Source organism: Methylobacterium bullatum, assembly GCF_014845095.1.
In the GTDB taxonomy this organism is placed as follows: Bacteria; Pseudomonadota; Alphaproteobacteria; order Rhizobiales; family Beijerinckiaceae; genus Methylobacterium; species Methylobacterium bullatum.
Genome location: NZ_NKUG01000086.1, coordinates 49,767 through 65,114 on the forward strand (window position 1 = coordinate 49,767; position 15,348 = coordinate 65,114).

A 15,348-nucleotide genomic window follows, 5' to 3' on the forward strand; every position below is an offset into this window, starting at 1 on the left:
GAACCCAATGGAGGGGCTGTCGTTGTCCGGCAAACGTGGCGTTGTCGGATACGCCGATCCACAGAGATGTGGTCCGGTACGCCGCCTTTGCGTTTTCAAGATCATATCCAGAGGTCAGAATCATGAATAATTACGTTGCGCTGTCCGCCATTGCCGTCGTCATGGCGACCCCCGCCGCCGCCCAGACCATGTCCGGCGATTTCCGGCTCCAGGCGATGCAGGCCAATGCGTTCGAGGTCCAGTCGAGCCAGATCGCGCTGTCGAAGAGCCGCAATCCGCAGGTCATCCGCTTCGCCCGTGACGCCGTGCGTGACCACCGGGCCGCGAACGTGGCCCTGGCCGGCGGCGAGCGGACCTATGCCGGCAACGGTGGTCCCGGCGGCCTGATCGGCGCGCCCTTGGCGATTGCCGGCGGCGCGGTGGGCGCGGCCACGGGTGCCGCCACGGGCGTCGTGGCCGGTACGCTCAGCGGCGGCCCTGTCGGCGCCGTCGAGGGGATCGGCAGCGGCGCGAGCCGTGGCGCCGCCGCCGGCAGCCAGGCCTTCAACGGCGATGTCGACACCACCGCCGGCACCACCATGGTCCCGGTCGATCCGCAGCAGCAGGCCATGCTCTCCGAGCTCGCCGCCGCTCCGGCCGGCCCGCGCTTCGACCGTCTCTACGGCCAGATCCAGGTGCGGTCGCACGAGGCGGCCATCGGCATGTACCAGTCCTACGCGCAGACCGGCACGAACCCGGCCCTGCGCGCCCATGCCGAGCAGGCGCTGCCGGTGCTCCAGCAGCATTACCAGATGGCGCAGCGCCTCCCCAGCGCCCGCTAAGGGGTTGAAACCCACCGCCGGTCGATGGGCCGGCGGTGGAACGGATGCACTAAAAAACGCCGGGCCGATGAGGCCCGGCGTTATGTTTTTGCGTGCATCTCACCGGATCGGGTGATGGCCCCCGTATCCGGCAGGATACGGGGGCTCAGGATATGTGGGCCGATGCGATCAGACTTCGCTGCTGTGCATCAGGGAGGCCGGGGTCATCGTCTTTCCGCCGCCATCGACGGCGGGCTCGAAATCACCCGTCTCGGGATTGCGCAGGAGAAGCTCGCCATGGGCGATGCCGAAATGCGCGCCGTGGAGCGCCAGGCGGCCATCGGCGACGCGCTCGCGCACGAAGGGGAACGTCATCAGGTTCTCGAGGCTCTGCGCCACGGTGGCGTATTCGAGGCGCGTCAGGTGGTCCGGTCCCTTCTGCACCTTGAGCTTCTCCTCAGCGCCCTTCACCAGGGAGACCCATTTGCCGATGAAGTCGCTCGTCGAGAGCGGGCCTGGCGGGTTTGCGTAAGCCTTGATGCCGCCGCAGGTGGCGTGGCCCAGAACGACAATGTGCTTCACTTCCAGGGCCTGGACGGCGAACTCGATGGCCGCCGAGGTGCCGTGATACTCGCCGCCCTCCTCGAAGGGGGGAACGAGGTTGGCCACGTTGCGGATGATGAAGAGTTCGCCCGGTCCGGTATCGAAGATGACTTCCGGCGAAACGCGGCTGTCACAGCAGCCGATCAGCAAGACTTCCGGGCTCTGCCCTTGTGCCAGGGCGGCGTAGCGTTTGGCCTCGTGGGACAAGCGTCCATCGAGGAACGACCGGTATCCTGAGGTCAGCTTTTGTGGGAACATGCGTTTTCCTTCCTTGAGCGTTGTTGTTGGGGGTCGCCGTGACAACCCGGTTCTCGACATTCAGCCTCGACTAGCGAGACCTGTGCCGTATCTGGTTCCGAGGCCCTATCTGGCCCAGTCTCGGGCCGGTGGCCCAGTGCGGGGTCACACCTGATGCCAGGTCAGGGTGACGGGCGGCTCGGGCCGCTCGCCCGACGCGATGCGTCTGGCCAGGCGAGCGAGGCCCGCGGGCTCGATCCGTTCACCGCTGGCCTCCAACTCGTCGAGCGTCCACCAGCGCGTGCCGAGGACCGTGCTGTCCTCGGTCTCGGCGAGGCGGCTGGTATCGACCTCGTCGCTGGGCAGACGCACGACGAAATAGCGTTCGCGGGCATCACGCGGCTTCGGGAACAGAAAGAACGGACCGTCGCAGGCAGCGACCTGCGGCCCGATCTCGGCATCGAAAACCCCGATTTCCTCGCCGAGTTCCCGAAGGCAGGCTTGCGCGTGGCTTTCGCCGGGCTCCAGCCCGCCACCGGGCATGAACCAGAAGGTCCGCTCCTCCGGCCTCGATGGATCGATGGGGCGTTGCGCCTCGTAGGCGATCAGGAGCAGCCGGTCCTGCGGGTCGAAGACGAGGGCACGGGCGACGTGGCGCAGGGGAGGCGCACCGGACCCTTGGCTGGACTCGGGTTCGGGGGGCTGGGTCGACGAGGGACGAATCATGACGACGGTCTAGCAGGGAATTGGACCCTCGCCAGCAGGCGCCCAGATCACCACGGGCAGGCCGTGACGGTCGCGTCCCGGCGGGTCGGGCATCGGGATGGCGCGTCCGAGGACGATGTCGCGGGCGACGACCAGGGCGGCGAGGGCGTCGAGGTGATCGTCGGCCCCTACGCCCGCCGGTCTGCCTGCGTCCACGATCGCTGCGGGTAGACCGGCCCTTCGCAGGAGCGCGCGGCGCTCTTCCAGCCCTTCCCGACGCCCCGGCCCCTTCTTGGCCGATGCCAGCGGACGGTCGCCGTTGAGGCGGCGGAACGCCACTTCCGGGTGAACCTCATGAACCCGCTCGCGCAGCGGCGGCCGCGCCAGGAGCAGGTCATCCACCTCGCGGATGTAGCGGGTGATGTTCCAGCACTGGATCGAGGGTGCGAAGGGAGGGACGCTGGCGGCGCGGGAGAGCGCCTTGGCCTCCTCGTAGCTGCCGGCATGAACCGCTGCCCGTGGCGGCACCGGGAAGACACTGGATCGCCCGCCCGCGAGATAAGCCCTGGCCGCGCGGTCGGCGACCCGGCCGCCGCCCTCGACGCGGTCGGGCAGGCCGATCGGGACGTCGATCCCGACGCAGACCGGGGCTTCCGGCCCGTCCAGGATATCGGAGACGCGGGCAAAGCTCCCGGCGCGGTAGCGGCCGGGATCGTCGAGATCGAGGAGGGCTCCGGCCCAGGCGCCGCGGCAGCCGTCGAGTCCGGCGATCCAGCGCGTCATGCGAGCCCCGCGAACCGCGACGGCTCTGGCGGGTTGATGCTGCTCACGGACGGCCGGCTTCGAGGGCCGTCCCGTCGCACCGGATAACGCCGCCGCCGGCGGCACGCTTCACAGGATCGTTCCATGGACATCGCCGTCGACAAGGTCACCGAGATCATCCCCCGGGTCAGGGCGCTCGACGTGAAGGAGGGTGCCACCGACCCCGATTCGGGCTCCAACCCGATCGATGACGGCTCCACCGACGTGCTCACGTCGGGCACCGACGATGCCACGGAATCGGAGGTCCGTTCGATGATCTCCGGCCTCAACGACGACGAGCGGGCCAATCTCCTCGCCCTTCTCTATGTCGGGCGCGGCGACATGGAGGCGGAGGAATGGGGTGAGGCCGTGCGCTTCGCCCGCGAACGCGAGGCGGTGGGCGAGGGCGCGCTGCACGAGATCATGGCCTCGCCCGATGCGGGCGATCTCCTCGACGAAGGGCTCGCCGCCCTCGGGATCAGCCAGGACGTCTCGGAGGCTTGAGACCGGACGGTGGTGAGCCGGCCTCATCACCATCCGCCCGCGTGGTGGCTCGTGTCCCCGCCGAACCCGTCGTAGTCGGCTGGTGCGGTTTGGCGTGGCGCCGGGGCAACGATCTCCCGTTTCCGCAATCATGCCCCGAAATCCACAGCGTTAACCTTTTATTAACCCGACGATTGCCGATCCAACGTGGCCGTGAGACGTTCGTTAACAACAGATTAACGAGACGAGCGGCGGCCATGCGGATCGCGATTTCGAAGTTCCACGATGCGGTGCACGCCCTCAAGCGCGGCATCGGTGGTTTGGGTCTGCTCTCCGGCCTGGCGGTCGCGTCCCTCGCCGCCATGCCGAACCTCGCCTCCGCTCAGACCCTGGCCTCGCTCCCCAGCGTGGCGAGCACCATCTCCACCACCGGTGCCGCCCGCCCGATCAGCGCTTGGGTCACCTTCTGCGAGACCTACGCCTCCGAATGCGCGGTGAATGTCTCGGAGCCCGCGACGATCAGCCTGACGCCGGGTGTCTGGAACACCATCGTCTCGGTGAACCGCCGCGTGAACAAGTCCATCCGTGCCGTCACCGACATGGACCAGCTCGGCATGGCCGACCGCTGGGATCTGGCCGAATCCGGTGCCGGCGATTGCGAGGATTTCCAGCTCCTGAAGCGCAAGCTCCTCGCCGAGGCCGGCCTGCCGCGCCGGGCCATGCGGATGACGGTGGTCATTGACGAGAAGGGGGAGGGGCATGCCGTCCTCACGCTGATCACCGACCGGGGCGACCTCATCCTCGACAACAAGACCAACAGCGTGCTGCCCTGGCGTCAGACCGGCTACACTTTCATCAAACGCGAGAGCCAGAATGCCATGGCCTGGGTGTCCCTCGGCCGTGCCGCGTCGCCGGTGACCACAGCCAACCGCTAGGAGCGGGATTCGCTGGGACGAGCCGTCCCGGAGGGAGATCGCATCAAAGGCGATACATTAGCGACTTGTTAAGCGCGTGCGGGTGAGGGTTGCCGGGTTCGGGAATCCCTCGCCATGACGAAGCTGAGCCGCTCGCCCGCAGCCTTGCTGCTGGCCGCCATCCTGCCCCTGTGCTGCACGGCCCCCGCCTCGGCCCTGAATTCCGACGTCGGTGCCCTGCACGCCTCCTGGCGCGGATGCCTGCATCGGAATTTCGACTTGCAGGCACTCGTGACGAGCCGGACGCTGGCCGTCGAGTCGGCCGTGAAATCCTGCCGTGCCAGCGAAGCGGCTTATCTCGCCGCCCTGTCGACGTCCCCCCTGGTGGATGACGAGGACGTATCCCGGGTCCGTCCGGCCCTGATCCAGCGCGCCAAGGGCTGGCTTCTACAGAAGGCGAGCGGCACGCGCCCGCTCTGACGCCTCGTCAGGCCGCCCTGGGACCCCGCCTGCCTTCGACCCGCCCGCCCATGACCAGGGCGGCCAGCGCCTCGGCGGTCATGGCCCGGCCGTAGAGATAGCCCTGGCCCTCGCGGCAGCCCATGATGCGCAGCATCGTGTCCTGCTCGATCGTCTCGATTCCCTCCGCGATGACATCCAGGCCGAAGCTCTGAGCCATGCCGAGCACGGCCCGGACGATCTCCGCGTCGTGCCGATCCGTGAGGATGTCCCGCACGAAGCCGCGGTCGATCTTCAGGCGCGTCAGCGGGAAACGCTTGAGCGAACTCAGCGAGGCATAGCCCGTGCCGAAATCGTCGAAGGCGATGGAGACGCCGTGCCGATGGAGCTCGCGCAACGGGTCCAGCAGGAAATCGTCGGTCTGAAGGGCGATCCGCTCCGTCACCTCGATTTCGAGCAGGCTCGGCGGCAAGGCGTGGCGTTCCAGGGCGCCGATCACCTCGCGAGCCAGCCGTCCCGTCCTGAGATGAGCCCCGAACAGGTTCACGGCGACCCGCAAGGGAGGCAGGCCGAGGGCGCGCCAGAGCGCGGATTGCCGGCAGGCATCGTCGACGATCCATCGGCCGATGGAGGCGGCGAGGGGATGGGCTTCGAGGGCGTCGATGAAGGCGGCCGGCAAGAGCAGGCCGCGGGTGGGATGCTGCCATCTCAGCAGGGCCTCGGCGCCGATGACCTGTCCCGAATCCAGCTCGACCTGCGGCTGGTAGTGCAGCACCAGTTCGGCACGCTCCACCGCTCGGGTCAGCTCGTCGTGGAGCGTCCGCCGGGCGACCACCGCATTGCGCATGGATTGTTCGAACAGGCGAAAGCAGCGCCGTCCGTCACGCTTGGCCTGGTAGAGGGCCAGATCCGCATCGGCGATCAGCTCGTCCCGGACGGTTCCCGGCCCGCCTATCGCCGCGCCGATGCTGAGACCCACATGGAAGACGTGCCCTGCCACCGGGAACGGGGTCTGGAACGCCTCCAGGATCTGCGCGGCCAGGGCCCCCGCATCGAGCGGGCTGCCCCGGCCCGGCAGGAGCAGCGCGAACTCGTCCCCGCCGAACCGGGCCACCGTGATCTGGGCGGTGACCCAGGACGACAGCCGAACCGCCACGGCCTGGAGCAGCACGTCCCCGACGGCGTGGCCCAGGCTGTCGTTGACCTCCTTGAAGCCGTCGAGATCGAGCAGCATCACCGTGGCGTACTGGTCCGTCGTGAGGCTGGCGTCCAGGCGCTCGTCGAAGAGGGCGCGGTTGGTGAGGCCGGTCAGCTTGTCGTGGTGGGCGAGTTGAACCAGCTTGGCGTCGCGGGCGCGCCACTCGCTGATGTCGCGGATGACGGCGCCCATCCCGATCCCGCCGGGTCCCTGCCAGATCGACATCGAGAACTCGATCGGGAACGTGCGACCGTCGCGGTGCAGCGCTGTCAGTTCGATGGTGCGGCCGGCGAGGTGTGACGCCCCCCCGGAGGCGATCCGGCGAAGCCCCGCTTTGTGGGCGGCGCGGAGCGGCTCGGGAATGATGATCTCGGCGGGCCGGCCGACCATCCCGCCCGCGCCATGGCCGAACAAGGCCTCGGCCGAGGGATTGCAGAAGGTGATCGTGCCCGTCCCGTCCACCACGAGCAGGGCATATTCGGCGGCCTGAGCGAAGCCGATCGCCGCCGCGTTGGCCAGTTGCGCCCGTCGAATCTCCAGCCGGTCCATGACGAGGCCGGCGAAAGCGGCGAGCTTCGACCGCTCGGCATCGTCGAAACCGTCGCGCGGTTTCGTGTCGAGAACGCCGAGCGAGCCGATGCAATGCCCCTCGGCCGTGATCAGAGGCGCGCCGGCATGGAACCTGACGCCCGGCAGGTCGCGGAAGAGGAGCCCCTCGTCGTCCGCGTTTACCACCACGATCCCGGACTGCGTGAGGACGCGCTCGCATGGCTGGCCGTGTCGCGGAAGGCGGTGAAGATCGACGCCGATCCGGGCCACGAGCCACGAGACCTCGTCGTCCACGAGGGAAACCCAAGCCATCGGCATGCCGAGGCTCGCCGCCGTCACCGCGACGATGCGTTCGAGGCCGGCATCCGGGGCGGCGCCGATCACGTGGCAGGAGCGCAGAGCGGTCAGACGCTCGGCGTCGTCCGTGGGGGCCGTTCGGTCGTCGGTTCCGGCGGGTGCCGATGGTGAAGGAATCATGGAATCGGCACCGAACATGAGCGGTTTCGATGGGGATACTCTGTCAAATGCTAACAGACCGTGCCGCAAGGGCTCGCAGGTATCGATGTCGTTGGTGTGTTCAAGATACCGCTTTCATGGGGCGAAGGCAGGACGATCGGCCGTCTTCGGAAGAACAGGTCAACAATCCTGACGGATATTGCGGAACCTCTTGGGAGGCGGTCGACGATACCTCAAACATCAGATGTGGCTACGGTTCCACCCATGGGCCCACTTGAGGCGACATTGGTCACGTGCGTCGTTTTTCAGACCGAGAGACGTCTGGGTAAATGCTGCGCGATGATCAATCAAATATCCGAAATCCTATTAAAATCTCTTAACCATGTCGAAAAATCACCGCAAACCAAACCTTTGATAATGGCTTGATGTATATCTATCGTTCCATCAGATTTCGATCCGACGGAGGTCAATCATGGCGCATTCGATCTACGTGAGGAAGATCGGCGAGGGCTGCGAGAGTTCCTGGAAGACTCTGGCCCATGCCATCCAGACGCGGAGCGAGGCGGTCATGCTCGCCCGGAGACTGGCATCGTCCTATCCGGAATCGGGTGCGGATCCCTTCAAGCGGGTGTTCTGGTTCCGCGACCGGACCGGGCTGCACGAGATCCGGGCCTCCCCCGAAAGCTAATTCCGGATCGCTCTTCCTGTGCGGTGAGAGCTTGAAACGGGAGGGGGGCGGCGGTATCGCCGGGCGGCCGGTGCATCGAGCCACGGCGTCAGGAGATCGCCGCGCCATGACCGAGATCCGTCCGCGTCGCAGCGTCCTTGCCATGCCCGGCTCCAATCCACGGGTCCTGGAGAAGGCGCGCGGCCTGCCCACCGACGTCGTGATGATCGATCTGGAGGATGGCGTCGCCCCCGAAATGAAGGCGGAGGGACGGGACGCCGTCGCCGCCACGGTGGCTTCCCGGCCCTATGGGCGGCGCGAGGTCGTGGTCCGCATCAACGGCCTCGACACGCCATGGGGGGAGGCCGATCTCGCGCGCATCGCCCCTGCCGGGCCGGACGCGATCGTGATCCCGAAGGTCTCCGGACCCGATGCCCTCGTGGCGGTCGGCTCGCGCCTGCGCCGCCTCGGCGCGCCGGACCATACCCGCGTCTGGGCGATGATCGAGACGCCGTTGGCGATCCTCCACATCGCCGAGATCGCCAGCGCCGCCCGCGACGTGGATACGCGCCTATCGTGCCTGCTCGTCGGGCCAAACGACCTCGCCAAGTCCAGCCGGGTCCGGCTCGGAATGCCGGGCCGTCCGGCCCTGATGCCGTGGCTGATGAACGTGGTCATGGCAGCCCGAGCCTACGAGGTCGACGTGATCGACGGCATCTACAATGCCTTTCGCGATGAGAGCGGGTTCAGGGCCGAGTGCGAGCAGGGCCGCGACAGCGGCTTCGACGGCAAGATGCTGATCCATCCCGGCCAGATCGCCACCGCCAACGAGCTGTTCGGTCCCTCGGAGGCCGAGATCGAGGAGGCGCGGGCGATCATCGCCGTCTTCGCCGAGCCGGAGAACCGGACGCGCGGGGCCATCGCCTTTCGTGGGCGGATGATCGAGCGGCTCCATGCCGTGGAGGCGTCCCGGATCGTCGCCCTCGCCGACGCCATCGCGGCACGGGCGGCGTGAGCGGCGCACCTCCGACTGTTCCCCCGGCGGTCGATCTGCGAATCCGCGACCCGCGATTGCGGGAATGGGGCTTTCCGCGCTGGGGCTCGGCGGCGGCGGCGGGTCTCGACCTCCATGCCTGTCTCGACGAGCCCGTGACCCTGGCGCCGCAGGCCCCCGCAATCCTGATCCCGGCGGGGTTCAGTGTGCTGATCCGGGATCCGGACTGGTGCGGCCTCGTCTTCCCGCGCTCCGGCCTCGGTCACCGCGAAGGGCTGGTGCTGGGCAACGGGACCGGCGTCATCGATGCGGATTACGAGGGGCCGCTCATGATCTCGGCCTGGAACCGCAACGCCGACCCGGCCGCGACGATCGTCATCCGCCCCGGCGACAGGATCGCGCAACTGGTCTTCACCCGCGTGACGCGGCCGGCCTTCACCATCGTCGACGCCCCTGATCTCGACGGACCCGGCCCGCAATCCGGGCGCGGGCAGGGCGGCTTCGGATCGACGGGCCGACGCTAGCCGCGACACGGCGGGCGCGCCGCGCCCGACCATGCTGAGCGATCCGTGTACGCCATAACCCTCTGAAGCCGCCGAAATGTGGACCCCGGGGGCGTACCGGGGCAAGACACGACCGTCGGCGGCGTGTCCAACCACCTGCTGGCTGTAACTCAGCCATCGACCAAGGCCAGTGCGTTAGCCGTATAGCGGCCGCCGCTGATCGCGTCCTTCGGCATCGACCGCTCGATCGCAGAAGCGTCTTCGTTGGACAGCGTCACCGCCACTGCGGCCGCGTTCTCTTCGAGGTGCCTGATTTTGCGTGCGCCGGGAATGGGCACGATGAAATCACCCTGATGCAGGATCCACGCGAGCGCGAGTTGCGCGGGCGTGATGCCCTTCTCGGTGGCCATCGTTTCGAGGACATGGAGCAGCGGCCGGTTTGCGGAAAGATTCGCCGCCTCGAACCGCGGCAGCGTGCGACGAAAATCATCCGCGCCTAGGCTCTCACGGTCCCGGATGGACCCGGTCAGCAGGCCGCGTCCGAGCGGGCTGTAGGAGACGAAGCCGATGCCGAGTTCCCGGCAGGTCGGCAAGACCTCCGCTTCGGGCTCCCGGCTCCACAGCGAGTATTCACTCTGCACCGCCGCGATGGGATGCACGGCGTGCGCACGCCGAATGGTGGCCGCGCTGGCTTCCGACAATCCGAGCGCCCGCACCTTGCCGGCCCGCACGAGATCCGCCATGGCGCCAACGGTTTCCTCGATGGGCACGGCGGGATCGACGCGGTGCTGATAGAAGAGATCGATCACGTCGACGCCGAGGCGCTTCAGCGAGGCCTCGCAGACGGCGCGGACATGCTCCGGCCGGCTGTCGAGGCCGATCATCCGCTCCGTCCCGCTCCCCTGGTCGCTGATCTTGAAGCCGAACTTGGTGGCGATCACGACGCGCTCGCGCATCCCCTTGATCGCCCGGCCGACGAGTTCCTCGTTTTCGTAAGGACCGTACACCTCCGCCGTGTCGAGGAAGGTGACGCCGAGTTCGATGGCTCGGTGAAGGGTGCGGATCGACTCGGCTTCGGGTTGCCCGCCATAGGCGAAGCTCATTCCCATGCAGCCGAGGCCCAATGCCGACACGGCGAGATCCGGTCCAAGATGACGATCGTCCATGGCATCGCTCCTTGTTGAACAGGGCCTCGAATTAGCGGTTGCCGGATTGATCGATAAGCTGCGACAATTTCAACGACCTGTTCTACGATGTTCATCAATGAAGCGGGCCGACCTTCCAGCGCTGTCGATTTTCGCTACGGTTGCCAGGCATGGCAGCTTCCGGGGAGCCGCTCGTGCGGAGGGGATATCGGTCTCGGCGATCAGCCACGCGGTTCGCGGGTTGGAAGAGAGCCTCGGCTTTCGGCTGTTGGACCGCACGACCCGCAGCGTCGCTCCGACGCAAGCCGGTCGCCGTCTTCTCGAAGGCTTGGCCCCGGCGCTCGCCTCGATCGCCGACGCCGTGGAAGTCGCGGGTGAAACCGGCCATCAATTGACGGGCACGATCCGGCTGTCGGTGCCACGCTCTGCGGCCGAACTCGTTCTGTTGCCGCTGGTGCTCGCCTTCACACGTCACCATCCCGGCGCGGCGGTGGACATGCTGGTCGAGGACGGGCTGACCGACATCGTTGCCGGAGGCTTCGACGCCGGCGTGCGGTTCGGCGAGAGTCTTGAGCAGGATATGATCGCTGTCCCGATCGGTCCTCGTCAGCGCGCGGCGGTGGTGGGGTCGTCCGCCTATTTCAAAACGCATCCGATCCCGACGACACCGAACGATCTGGCCGATCATGTCGGTATCCGTCGGCGCTTTGCGGGCGGGGCTTTGTATACCTGGGAGTTCGAGAAGAACGGCGCGACGATGGCGGTCGCGATGCAGGGGCCGATCACGTTGAACGATGACGGATTGATCGTCGATGCGGCCTTGGCGGGTGCGGGCCTCGCTTACGTGTTCGAAGGACAGGTGCTGGCCAACATCAAGTCCGGAGCGTTGGTGCGCGTGTTGGAGGACTGGTGCGATCTCTTCTCCGGCTTCTTTCTCTACTATCCCAGCCGCAAGCTGATGCGGCCCGTGATGCGAGCCTTCATCGATTGCATCCGTAATTCACCTCGGTGACGGGGAGTACGCCGGCCGGCCATCGGTGGCTCTTGCGTACCCATCGCGCGCAACACCGCGCCACGGCGGAGAGTCGACACGGCAGGCCGACGGCGAAGTCAGAGAACTGAGGCCCGCTCCTCAGCCGCAATTTCCGTTTATGAGCCTTGTGTCCGGCCTGCCGGCGATGGACCTTGCATCCATCGCGGTCTGGCCCAATTGCGTCCCGTCTTCCGGATCGTCCGGCAGTCGCCGCGGCTTTCGATGGTCGGGAGAGACCGTGTCCTGATGCCTGCCATGCCCGCATCCGTAGAAACGGCTTCGGCCCTCATCGCCATCGTCTGCGCCTCCGCGCCCGTCCATCTCGTCCTGAATCTCCGAAGCCTCGATTGCGCCATCCGGCTCGTCACCGGGGCGAAGGCCGCCGCGAGCGACGAGCTGTTTCACCCGGCCGATCTCATCATCGTGATGCACGATCCCCATAGCGGGATCGATGGTCCGACCGTGATCCGGGACCTGCGCGGTCACGATGGACATGCCCGCACGGCGGTCCTGTTGCTCGGGGCCTCCTCCGCCCTGCGGCGGTCGGGGATCGAGGCCGGTGCCACCGACGTGATGACCGGTCCCATCGATCCCCTCGATCTGCAGATCCGCGTCTGCAACCTGCTCGAACTCGCCCTGGCGCGTCAGGTCCTCCACCGGCAATCGGTCGCGATGTGCCGCGACGTGGACCGGGCGGGCGCCGAGGCGGCCTCGCGGGAGCGGGAGATCATCCGCCGCCTGATGCTGGCCGCCGAGTTCCGCGACGATCAGGCGGGGGATCACCTCACGCGGGTCGCCGGCTGCGCCATCGCCATCGCCGAAGGGCTCGGCCTGTCGGAGGGGGATGCGAACGACATCGCCCTGGCCTCGACGATGCACGACATCGGCAAGATCAGCATCCCCGACAGCATCCTCATGAAGCCGGGGCCTCTCAGCGACAGCGAGCGCGAGGAGATGAAGCACCACGCGATCCGCGGCTACCGCATGCTCTACGACAGCCCCTCGCACCTCCTGCAGCTCGCCTCCGACATCGCCCTGACCCATCACGAGCGCTGGGATGGCGGCGGCTATCCGCAGGGATTGAGCACGACGCAGATCCCGCTCGCGGGCCGCATCGTCGCCGTCGCCGACGTGTTCGACGCCCTGATCTCCGAGCGGGTCTATAAGAAGGCCTGGACCCCGGAGGCCGCGCGCCGGCATCTCGAAGAGCATGCCGGCACCCATTTCGACCCGGATTGCGTGGCCGCCTTCGTGGCCCGCTGGGACGACATCCTCGGGCTGGTGGAAAGCAACCCGCCGGAATCCGCCACCGTGTGAGCCGCCTGGAGGCTCAGGCGTCGGCGACGCCGGCCTCGTCCTGTGCCTGGAGCACGTCCGGCCGGGGCATCGAGATGATGTTGTAGCCGGAATCGACGAAATGGACCTCGCCGGTGACGCCGCCGGACAGGTCCGAGAGCAGATAGACGGCCGACCCTCCGACCTCTTCCAGCGTTACCGTGCGCCGCAGGGGGGCGTGGGCGCGCTGGTGATTGAACATCAGGCGCGCATCGGCGATGCCGGCGCCGGCCAGGGTCCGCATCGGGCCCGCCGAGAGGGCGTTGACGCGGATCCCCTCCGGGCCGAGATCGCCGGCGAGATAGCGCACGGACGCCTCCAGTGCGGCCTTGGCGACGCCCATGACGTTGTAGTTCGGCATGATCCGGGTCGAGCCGCCATAGGTGAGCGTCAGCATCGAACCGCCACGTCGCATGCGCTTGGCCGCCCGCTGCGCGATCTCCGTGAAGGAGAAGCACGAGATCACCATGGTCCGCGAGAAGTTCTCGCGGCTGGTCACGTCGACATAGCGCCCCTTGAGCTGCGCCTTGTCCGAGAAGCCGATGGCGTGGACGACGAAATCGATCCCGTCGGTGAAGCGCTCGTCGAGGGCGGCGAACAGCGCGTCCACGCTGGCGATGTCCTCCACGTCGCAGGGGATGACGATGTCGGAGCCGAGGGAGGCGGCGAGCGGCTTGACGCGTCGCCCGAGGGCGTCCCCCTGATAGGTGAACGCGAGTTCCGCGCCGTGGTCATGCAGGGACTTGGCGATGCCCCAGGCGATGGAATGATCGTTGGCGACCCCAAGAATCAGGCCGCGCTTGCCTGCCATCAAACCCGTCATACGTGTCCCCGCATCCATCACGCCGAAGTGTCAGACAGTTCCGGCCATTGCGAGGACGCTTAGCGCGTGCATCGACGAACTGTCCAATCCGGCATCGAACGGATGAGCGGGCAACCGTTCAGGTGGGGCCCGCTCAGAGAGACAAGTGGCGATCAAAAATAGCCGCGCGTCTCGTCCAGGGCCGTATCGACGAGCGCCTGTTTGGCCCGGATGCAGGCTGTGGCCACGATACCGAGGCCTGCGAGAGTGCTCAGGGAAATCAGGATCATCACCATCGTGGACTTTCGGCTTCATTCTGGAAACGCGATGTCGAATCCGCGGTTCCGCAAAAAGAAGCCGGCGTCACGCCAGCAAAGCCGAAGTCGATCTCCGAAAGCTTGGCCGTTCAGGCGTCGATATTCTTGAGGACGAGGGTGGAATTGGTTCCGCCGAAGCCGAAGGAATTCGACACGACATGGCCGAGTTGGACGTTGTCGCGGCGCTGCCGGAGGATCGGCATGTCGGCGAAGGCCGGATCGATCTCGTCGATATGCGCGCTCTCGCAGATGAACCCGTTCTGCATCATGAGGAGGGAATAGATCGCCTCGTGTACGCCGGTGGCGCCGAGGGAATGCCCGGTGAGCGACTTGGTGCCCGAGATCGGCGGACAATCGTCGCCGCGGCCGAAAACTTCACGGATCGCCTCGATCTCCTTGAGATCGCCCACCGGCGTCGCGGTGGCGTGGGGGTTGATGTAGTCGATCCGGGCGCCCTTCAGCCCTTCCATCGCCTGCTTCATGCAGCGCACGGCGCCTTCACCGGAGGGGGCGACCATGTCGTGGCCGTCCGAGGTGGCGCCGTAGCCGGCGAGCTCGCCGTAGATCCGCGCGCCGCGCGCCTTGGCGTGCTCCAGCTCCTCGAGGACGAGGACGCCGGCGCCGCCCGCGATGACGAACCCGTCGCGGTTGACGTCATAGGCGCGCGAGGCCCGGGCGGGGGTATCGTTGTAGCGCGAGGACATCGCTCCCATCGCGTCGAACAGGACGGAAAGCGTCCAGTCCAGATCCTCGCAGCCGCCGGCGAAGATGATGTCCTGGCGCCCGCTCTGGATCACCTCGCCGGCATTTCCGATGCAGTGGTTGGACGTGGCGCAGGCCGACGAGATCGAATAGTTCACGCCCTTGATCTTGAAGAAGGTCGCCAGCGTCGCCGAAGCCGTCGAGCACATGGCCTTCGGGACGGCGAAGGGGCCGACGCGCTTGGGTCCTTTCTCGCGGGCGAGATTGGCGGATTCGACGATCGCCTTCGTCGAAGGGCCGCCGGACCCCATGATAATGCCGGTGCGGTCGTTCGAGACGTCACCCGCCTCGAGGCCGGCATCGCGGATCGCCTGGTCCATGGCGATGTGGTTCCAGGCGGTGCCGCCGCCGTGGAAGCGCATGGCGCGTCGGTCGACGAGGCCCTCGGGGTCGACGCTCGGGCGTCCCTCGACCTGGCTGCGGAAGCCGAGCTCGGCATAGGAGGCCGAGTGGCCGATGCCCGACTTGGCCTCGCGCAGGGAGGCAAGGACTTCCTGGGTGTTGTTGCCGATGGACGAGACGATGCCCATCCCGGTGATCACGACACGCCGCATGGAAACGCTCTTCTCTTTCGCCGAAGCGCCG

The 15,348-nt window shown here is 67.2% G+C and carries 17 protein-coding genes; 9 read left to right on the plus strand and 8 right to left on the minus strand.

Annotated features, from left to right (window positions below; all coding sequences use genetic code 11):
• Positions 1 to 119: 119 nt before the first annotated feature.
• Positions 120 to 821, plus strand: a complete 702-nt coding sequence (locus MBTS_RS13490) for a DUF4142 domain-containing protein (RefSeq protein ID WP_192215861.1) — start codon at positions 120 to 122, stop codon at positions 819 to 821.
• A gap of 168 nt (positions 822 to 989) precedes the next feature.
• Here MBTS_RS13490 and MBTS_RS13495 read toward each other — a convergent pair whose 3' ends face one another.
• The 3 genes from MBTS_RS13495 to MBTS_RS13505 all read right to left on the minus strand — a co-directional run bounded on the left by MBTS_RS13495 (position 990) and on the right by MBTS_RS13505 (position 3,128).
• Positions 990 to 1,661 (minus strand): carbonic anhydrase, encoded by a 672-nt coding sequence (locus MBTS_RS13495; protein ID WP_026176208.1) that lies wholly within the window; start codon positions 1,659 to 1,661, stop codon positions 990 to 992.
• 144 nt (positions 1,662 to 1,805) lie between these two features.
• Positions 1,806 to 2,366, minus strand: a complete 561-nt coding sequence (locus tag MBTS_RS13500) for an NUDIX hydrolase (protein WP_082472992.1) — start codon at positions 2,364 to 2,366, stop codon at positions 1,806 to 1,808.
• A gap of 9 nt (positions 2,367 to 2,375) precedes the next feature.
• On the minus strand, positions 2,376 to 3,128 hold the full coding sequence (locus MBTS_RS13505; protein ID WP_192215851.1) for a DUF429 domain-containing protein: 753 nt from the start codon (positions 3,126 to 3,128) through the stop codon (positions 2,376 to 2,378).
• 123 nt (positions 3,129 to 3,251) lie between these two features.
• Here MBTS_RS13505 and MBTS_RS13510 point away from each other — a divergent pair, with 123 nt between their 5' ends.
• The 3 genes from MBTS_RS13510 to MBTS_RS13520 all read left to right on the plus strand — a co-directional run bounded on the left by MBTS_RS13510 (position 3,252) and on the right by MBTS_RS13520 (position 5,023).
• Positions 3,252 to 3,650 carry a DUF3775 domain-containing protein gene (locus MBTS_RS13510; protein ID WP_192215852.1) on the plus strand — a complete coding sequence of 133 codons (399 nt, stop codon included), beginning with the start codon at positions 3,252 to 3,254 and terminating at the stop codon, positions 3,648 to 3,650.
• A gap of 236 nt (positions 3,651 to 3,886) precedes the next feature.
• Positions 3,887 to 4,564 (plus strand): transglutaminase-like cysteine peptidase, encoded by a 678-nt coding sequence (locus tag MBTS_RS13515; RefSeq protein WP_056139818.1) that lies wholly within the window; start codon positions 3,887 to 3,889, stop codon positions 4,562 to 4,564.
• A gap of 114 nt (positions 4,565 to 4,678) precedes the next feature.
• Positions 4,679 to 5,023: a hypothetical protein gene (locus tag MBTS_RS13520; RefSeq protein ID WP_056139821.1), complete on the plus strand. Its 345-nt coding sequence runs from the start codon at positions 4,679 to 4,681 to the stop codon at positions 5,021 to 5,023.
• Between the two features lie 7 nt (positions 5,024 to 5,030).
• Here the strand turns inward: MBTS_RS13520 and MBTS_RS13525 are convergent, their stop codons facing one another.
• Positions 5,031 to 7,226 carry a putative bifunctional diguanylate cyclase/phosphodiesterase gene (locus MBTS_RS13525; RefSeq protein WP_238254019.1) on the minus strand — a complete coding sequence of 732 codons (2,196 nt, stop codon included), beginning with the start codon at positions 7,224 to 7,226 and terminating at the stop codon, positions 5,031 to 5,033.
• 451 nt (positions 7,227 to 7,677) lie between these two features.
• Here MBTS_RS13525 and MBTS_RS13530 point away from each other — a divergent pair, with 451 nt between their 5' ends.
• The 3 genes from MBTS_RS13530 (at position 7,678) to dut (ending at position 9,390) form a co-directional block, all read left to right on the plus strand.
• A complete protein-coding gene (locus MBTS_RS13530; protein ID WP_018045391.1) occupies positions 7,678 to 7,893 on the plus strand; it encodes a hypothetical protein in 216 nt (71 codons plus the stop codon).
• Between the two features lie 106 nt (positions 7,894 to 7,999).
• Entirely contained in the window at positions 8,000 to 8,887 is an 888-nt protein-coding gene (locus tag MBTS_RS13535) for an HpcH/HpaI aldolase/citrate lyase family protein (protein ID WP_056139828.1), read from the plus strand.
• The gene (gene dut, locus MBTS_RS13540; protein ID WP_192215853.1) at positions 8,884 to 9,390 is read left to right on the plus strand and encodes a dUTP diphosphatase; all 507 of its coding nucleotides are present in this window, start codon (positions 8,884 to 8,886) and stop codon (positions 9,388 to 9,390) included. Before MBTS_RS13535 ends, dut begins: the two co-directional genes overlap by 4 nt.
• 149 nt (positions 9,391 to 9,539) lie before the next feature.
• Here the strand turns inward: dut and MBTS_RS13545 are convergent, their stop codons facing one another.
• Complete coding sequence (locus tag MBTS_RS13545) at positions 9,540 to 10,535, minus strand: aldo/keto reductase (protein ID WP_192215854.1); 996 nt, start codon at positions 10,533 to 10,535, stop codon at positions 9,540 to 9,542.
• Positions 10,536 to 10,632: 97 nt separating this feature from the next.
• On the opposite strand from MBTS_RS13545, the gene MBTS_RS13550 reads away from it, so the two are divergent.
• Together MBTS_RS13550 and MBTS_RS13555 are read left to right on the plus strand one after the other, a co-directional pair.
• Positions 10,633 to 11,526, plus strand: a complete 894-nt coding sequence (locus MBTS_RS13550) for a LysR family transcriptional regulator (RefSeq protein WP_192215862.1) — start codon at positions 10,633 to 10,635, stop codon at positions 11,524 to 11,526.
• A gap of 276 nt (positions 11,527 to 11,802) precedes the next feature.
• Positions 11,803 to 12,864: an HD-GYP domain-containing protein gene (locus tag MBTS_RS13555; RefSeq protein WP_018045386.1), complete on the plus strand. Its 1,062-nt coding sequence runs from the start codon at positions 11,803 to 11,805 to the stop codon at positions 12,862 to 12,864.
• A gap of 13 nt (positions 12,865 to 12,877) precedes the next feature.
• On the opposite strand, the gene fabI is transcribed toward MBTS_RS13555, so the two are convergent.
• The 3 genes from fabI to fabB all read right to left on the minus strand — a co-directional run bounded on the left by fabI (position 12,878) and on the right by fabB (position 15,317).
• Positions 12,878 to 13,705: an enoyl-ACP reductase FabI gene (gene fabI / locus MBTS_RS13560; protein WP_056161400.1), complete on the minus strand. Its 828-nt coding sequence runs from the start codon at positions 13,703 to 13,705 to the stop codon at positions 12,878 to 12,880.
• 152 nt (positions 13,706 to 13,857) lie between these two features.
• On the minus strand, positions 13,858 to 13,980 hold the full coding sequence (locus tag MBTS_RS24030) for a hypothetical protein (RefSeq protein WP_018045384.1): 123 nt from the start codon (positions 13,978 to 13,980) through the stop codon (positions 13,858 to 13,860).
• A gap of 110 nt (positions 13,981 to 14,090) precedes the next feature.
• Positions 14,091 to 15,317 carry a beta-ketoacyl-ACP synthase I gene (fabB, locus tag MBTS_RS13565; RefSeq protein WP_192215855.1) on the minus strand — a complete coding sequence of 409 codons (1,227 nt, stop codon included), beginning with the start codon at positions 15,315 to 15,317 and terminating at the stop codon, positions 14,091 to 14,093.
• Positions 15,318 to 15,348 lie beyond the last annotated feature (31 nt).

Excerpts from the sequence above, each read along its gene's own strand:
- MBTS_RS13520 (WP_056139821.1), top strand. The coding sequence starts at position 4,679 with ATGACGAAGCTGAGCCGCTCGCCCGCAGCCTTGCTGCTGGCCGCCATC.
- MBTS_RS13515 (WP_056139818.1), top strand. The coding sequence starts at position 3,887 with ATGCGGATCGCGATTTCGAAGTTCCACGATGCGGTGCACGCCCTCAAG.
- MBTS_RS13495 (WP_026176208.1), bottom strand. The coding sequence starts at position 1,661 with ATGTTCCCACAAAAGCTGACCTCAGGATACCGGTCGTTCCTCGATGGA.
- MBTS_RS13525 (WP_238254019.1), bottom strand. The coding sequence starts at position 7,226 with ATGATTCCTTCACCATCGGCACCCGCCGGAACCGACGACCGAACGGCC.
- MBTS_RS13535 (WP_056139828.1), top strand. The coding sequence starts at position 8,000 with ATGACCGAGATCCGTCCGCGTCGCAGCGTCCTTGCCATGCCCGGCTCC.
- MBTS_RS13510 (WP_192215852.1), top strand. The coding sequence starts at position 3,252 with ATGGACATCGCCGTCGACAAGGTCACCGAGATCATCCCCCGGGTCAGG.
- MBTS_RS24030 (WP_018045384.1), bottom strand. The coding sequence starts at position 13,980 with ATGGTGATGATCCTGATTTCCCTGAGCACTCTCGCAGGCCTCGGTATC.
- MBTS_RS13545 (WP_192215854.1), bottom strand. The coding sequence starts at position 10,535 with ATGGACGATCGTCATCTTGGACCGGATCTCGCCGTGTCGGCATTGGGC.
- fabB (WP_192215855.1), bottom strand. The coding sequence starts at position 15,317 with ATGCGGCGTGTCGTGATCACCGGGATGGGCATCGTCTCGTCCATCGGC.
- MBTS_RS13500 (WP_082472992.1), bottom strand. The coding sequence starts at position 2,366 with ATGATTCGTCCCTCGTCGACCCAGCCCCCCGAACCCGAGTCCAGCCAA.
- MBTS_RS13530 (WP_018045391.1), top strand. The coding sequence starts at position 7,678 with ATGGCGCATTCGATCTACGTGAGGAAGATCGGCGAGGGCTGCGAGAGT.
- MBTS_RS13550 (WP_192215862.1), top strand. The coding sequence starts at position 10,633 with ATGAAGCGGGCCGACCTTCCAGCGCTGTCGATTTTCGCTACGGTTGCC.
- MBTS_RS13555 (WP_018045386.1), top strand. The coding sequence starts at position 11,803 with ATGCCCGCATCCGTAGAAACGGCTTCGGCCCTCATCGCCATCGTCTGC.
- MBTS_RS13505 (WP_192215851.1), bottom strand. The coding sequence starts at position 3,128 with ATGACGCGCTGGATCGCCGGACTCGACGGCTGCCGCGGCGCCTGGGCC.
- fabI (WP_056161400.1), bottom strand. The coding sequence starts at position 13,705 with ATGACGGGTTTGATGGCAGGCAAGCGCGGCCTGATTCTTGGGGTCGCC.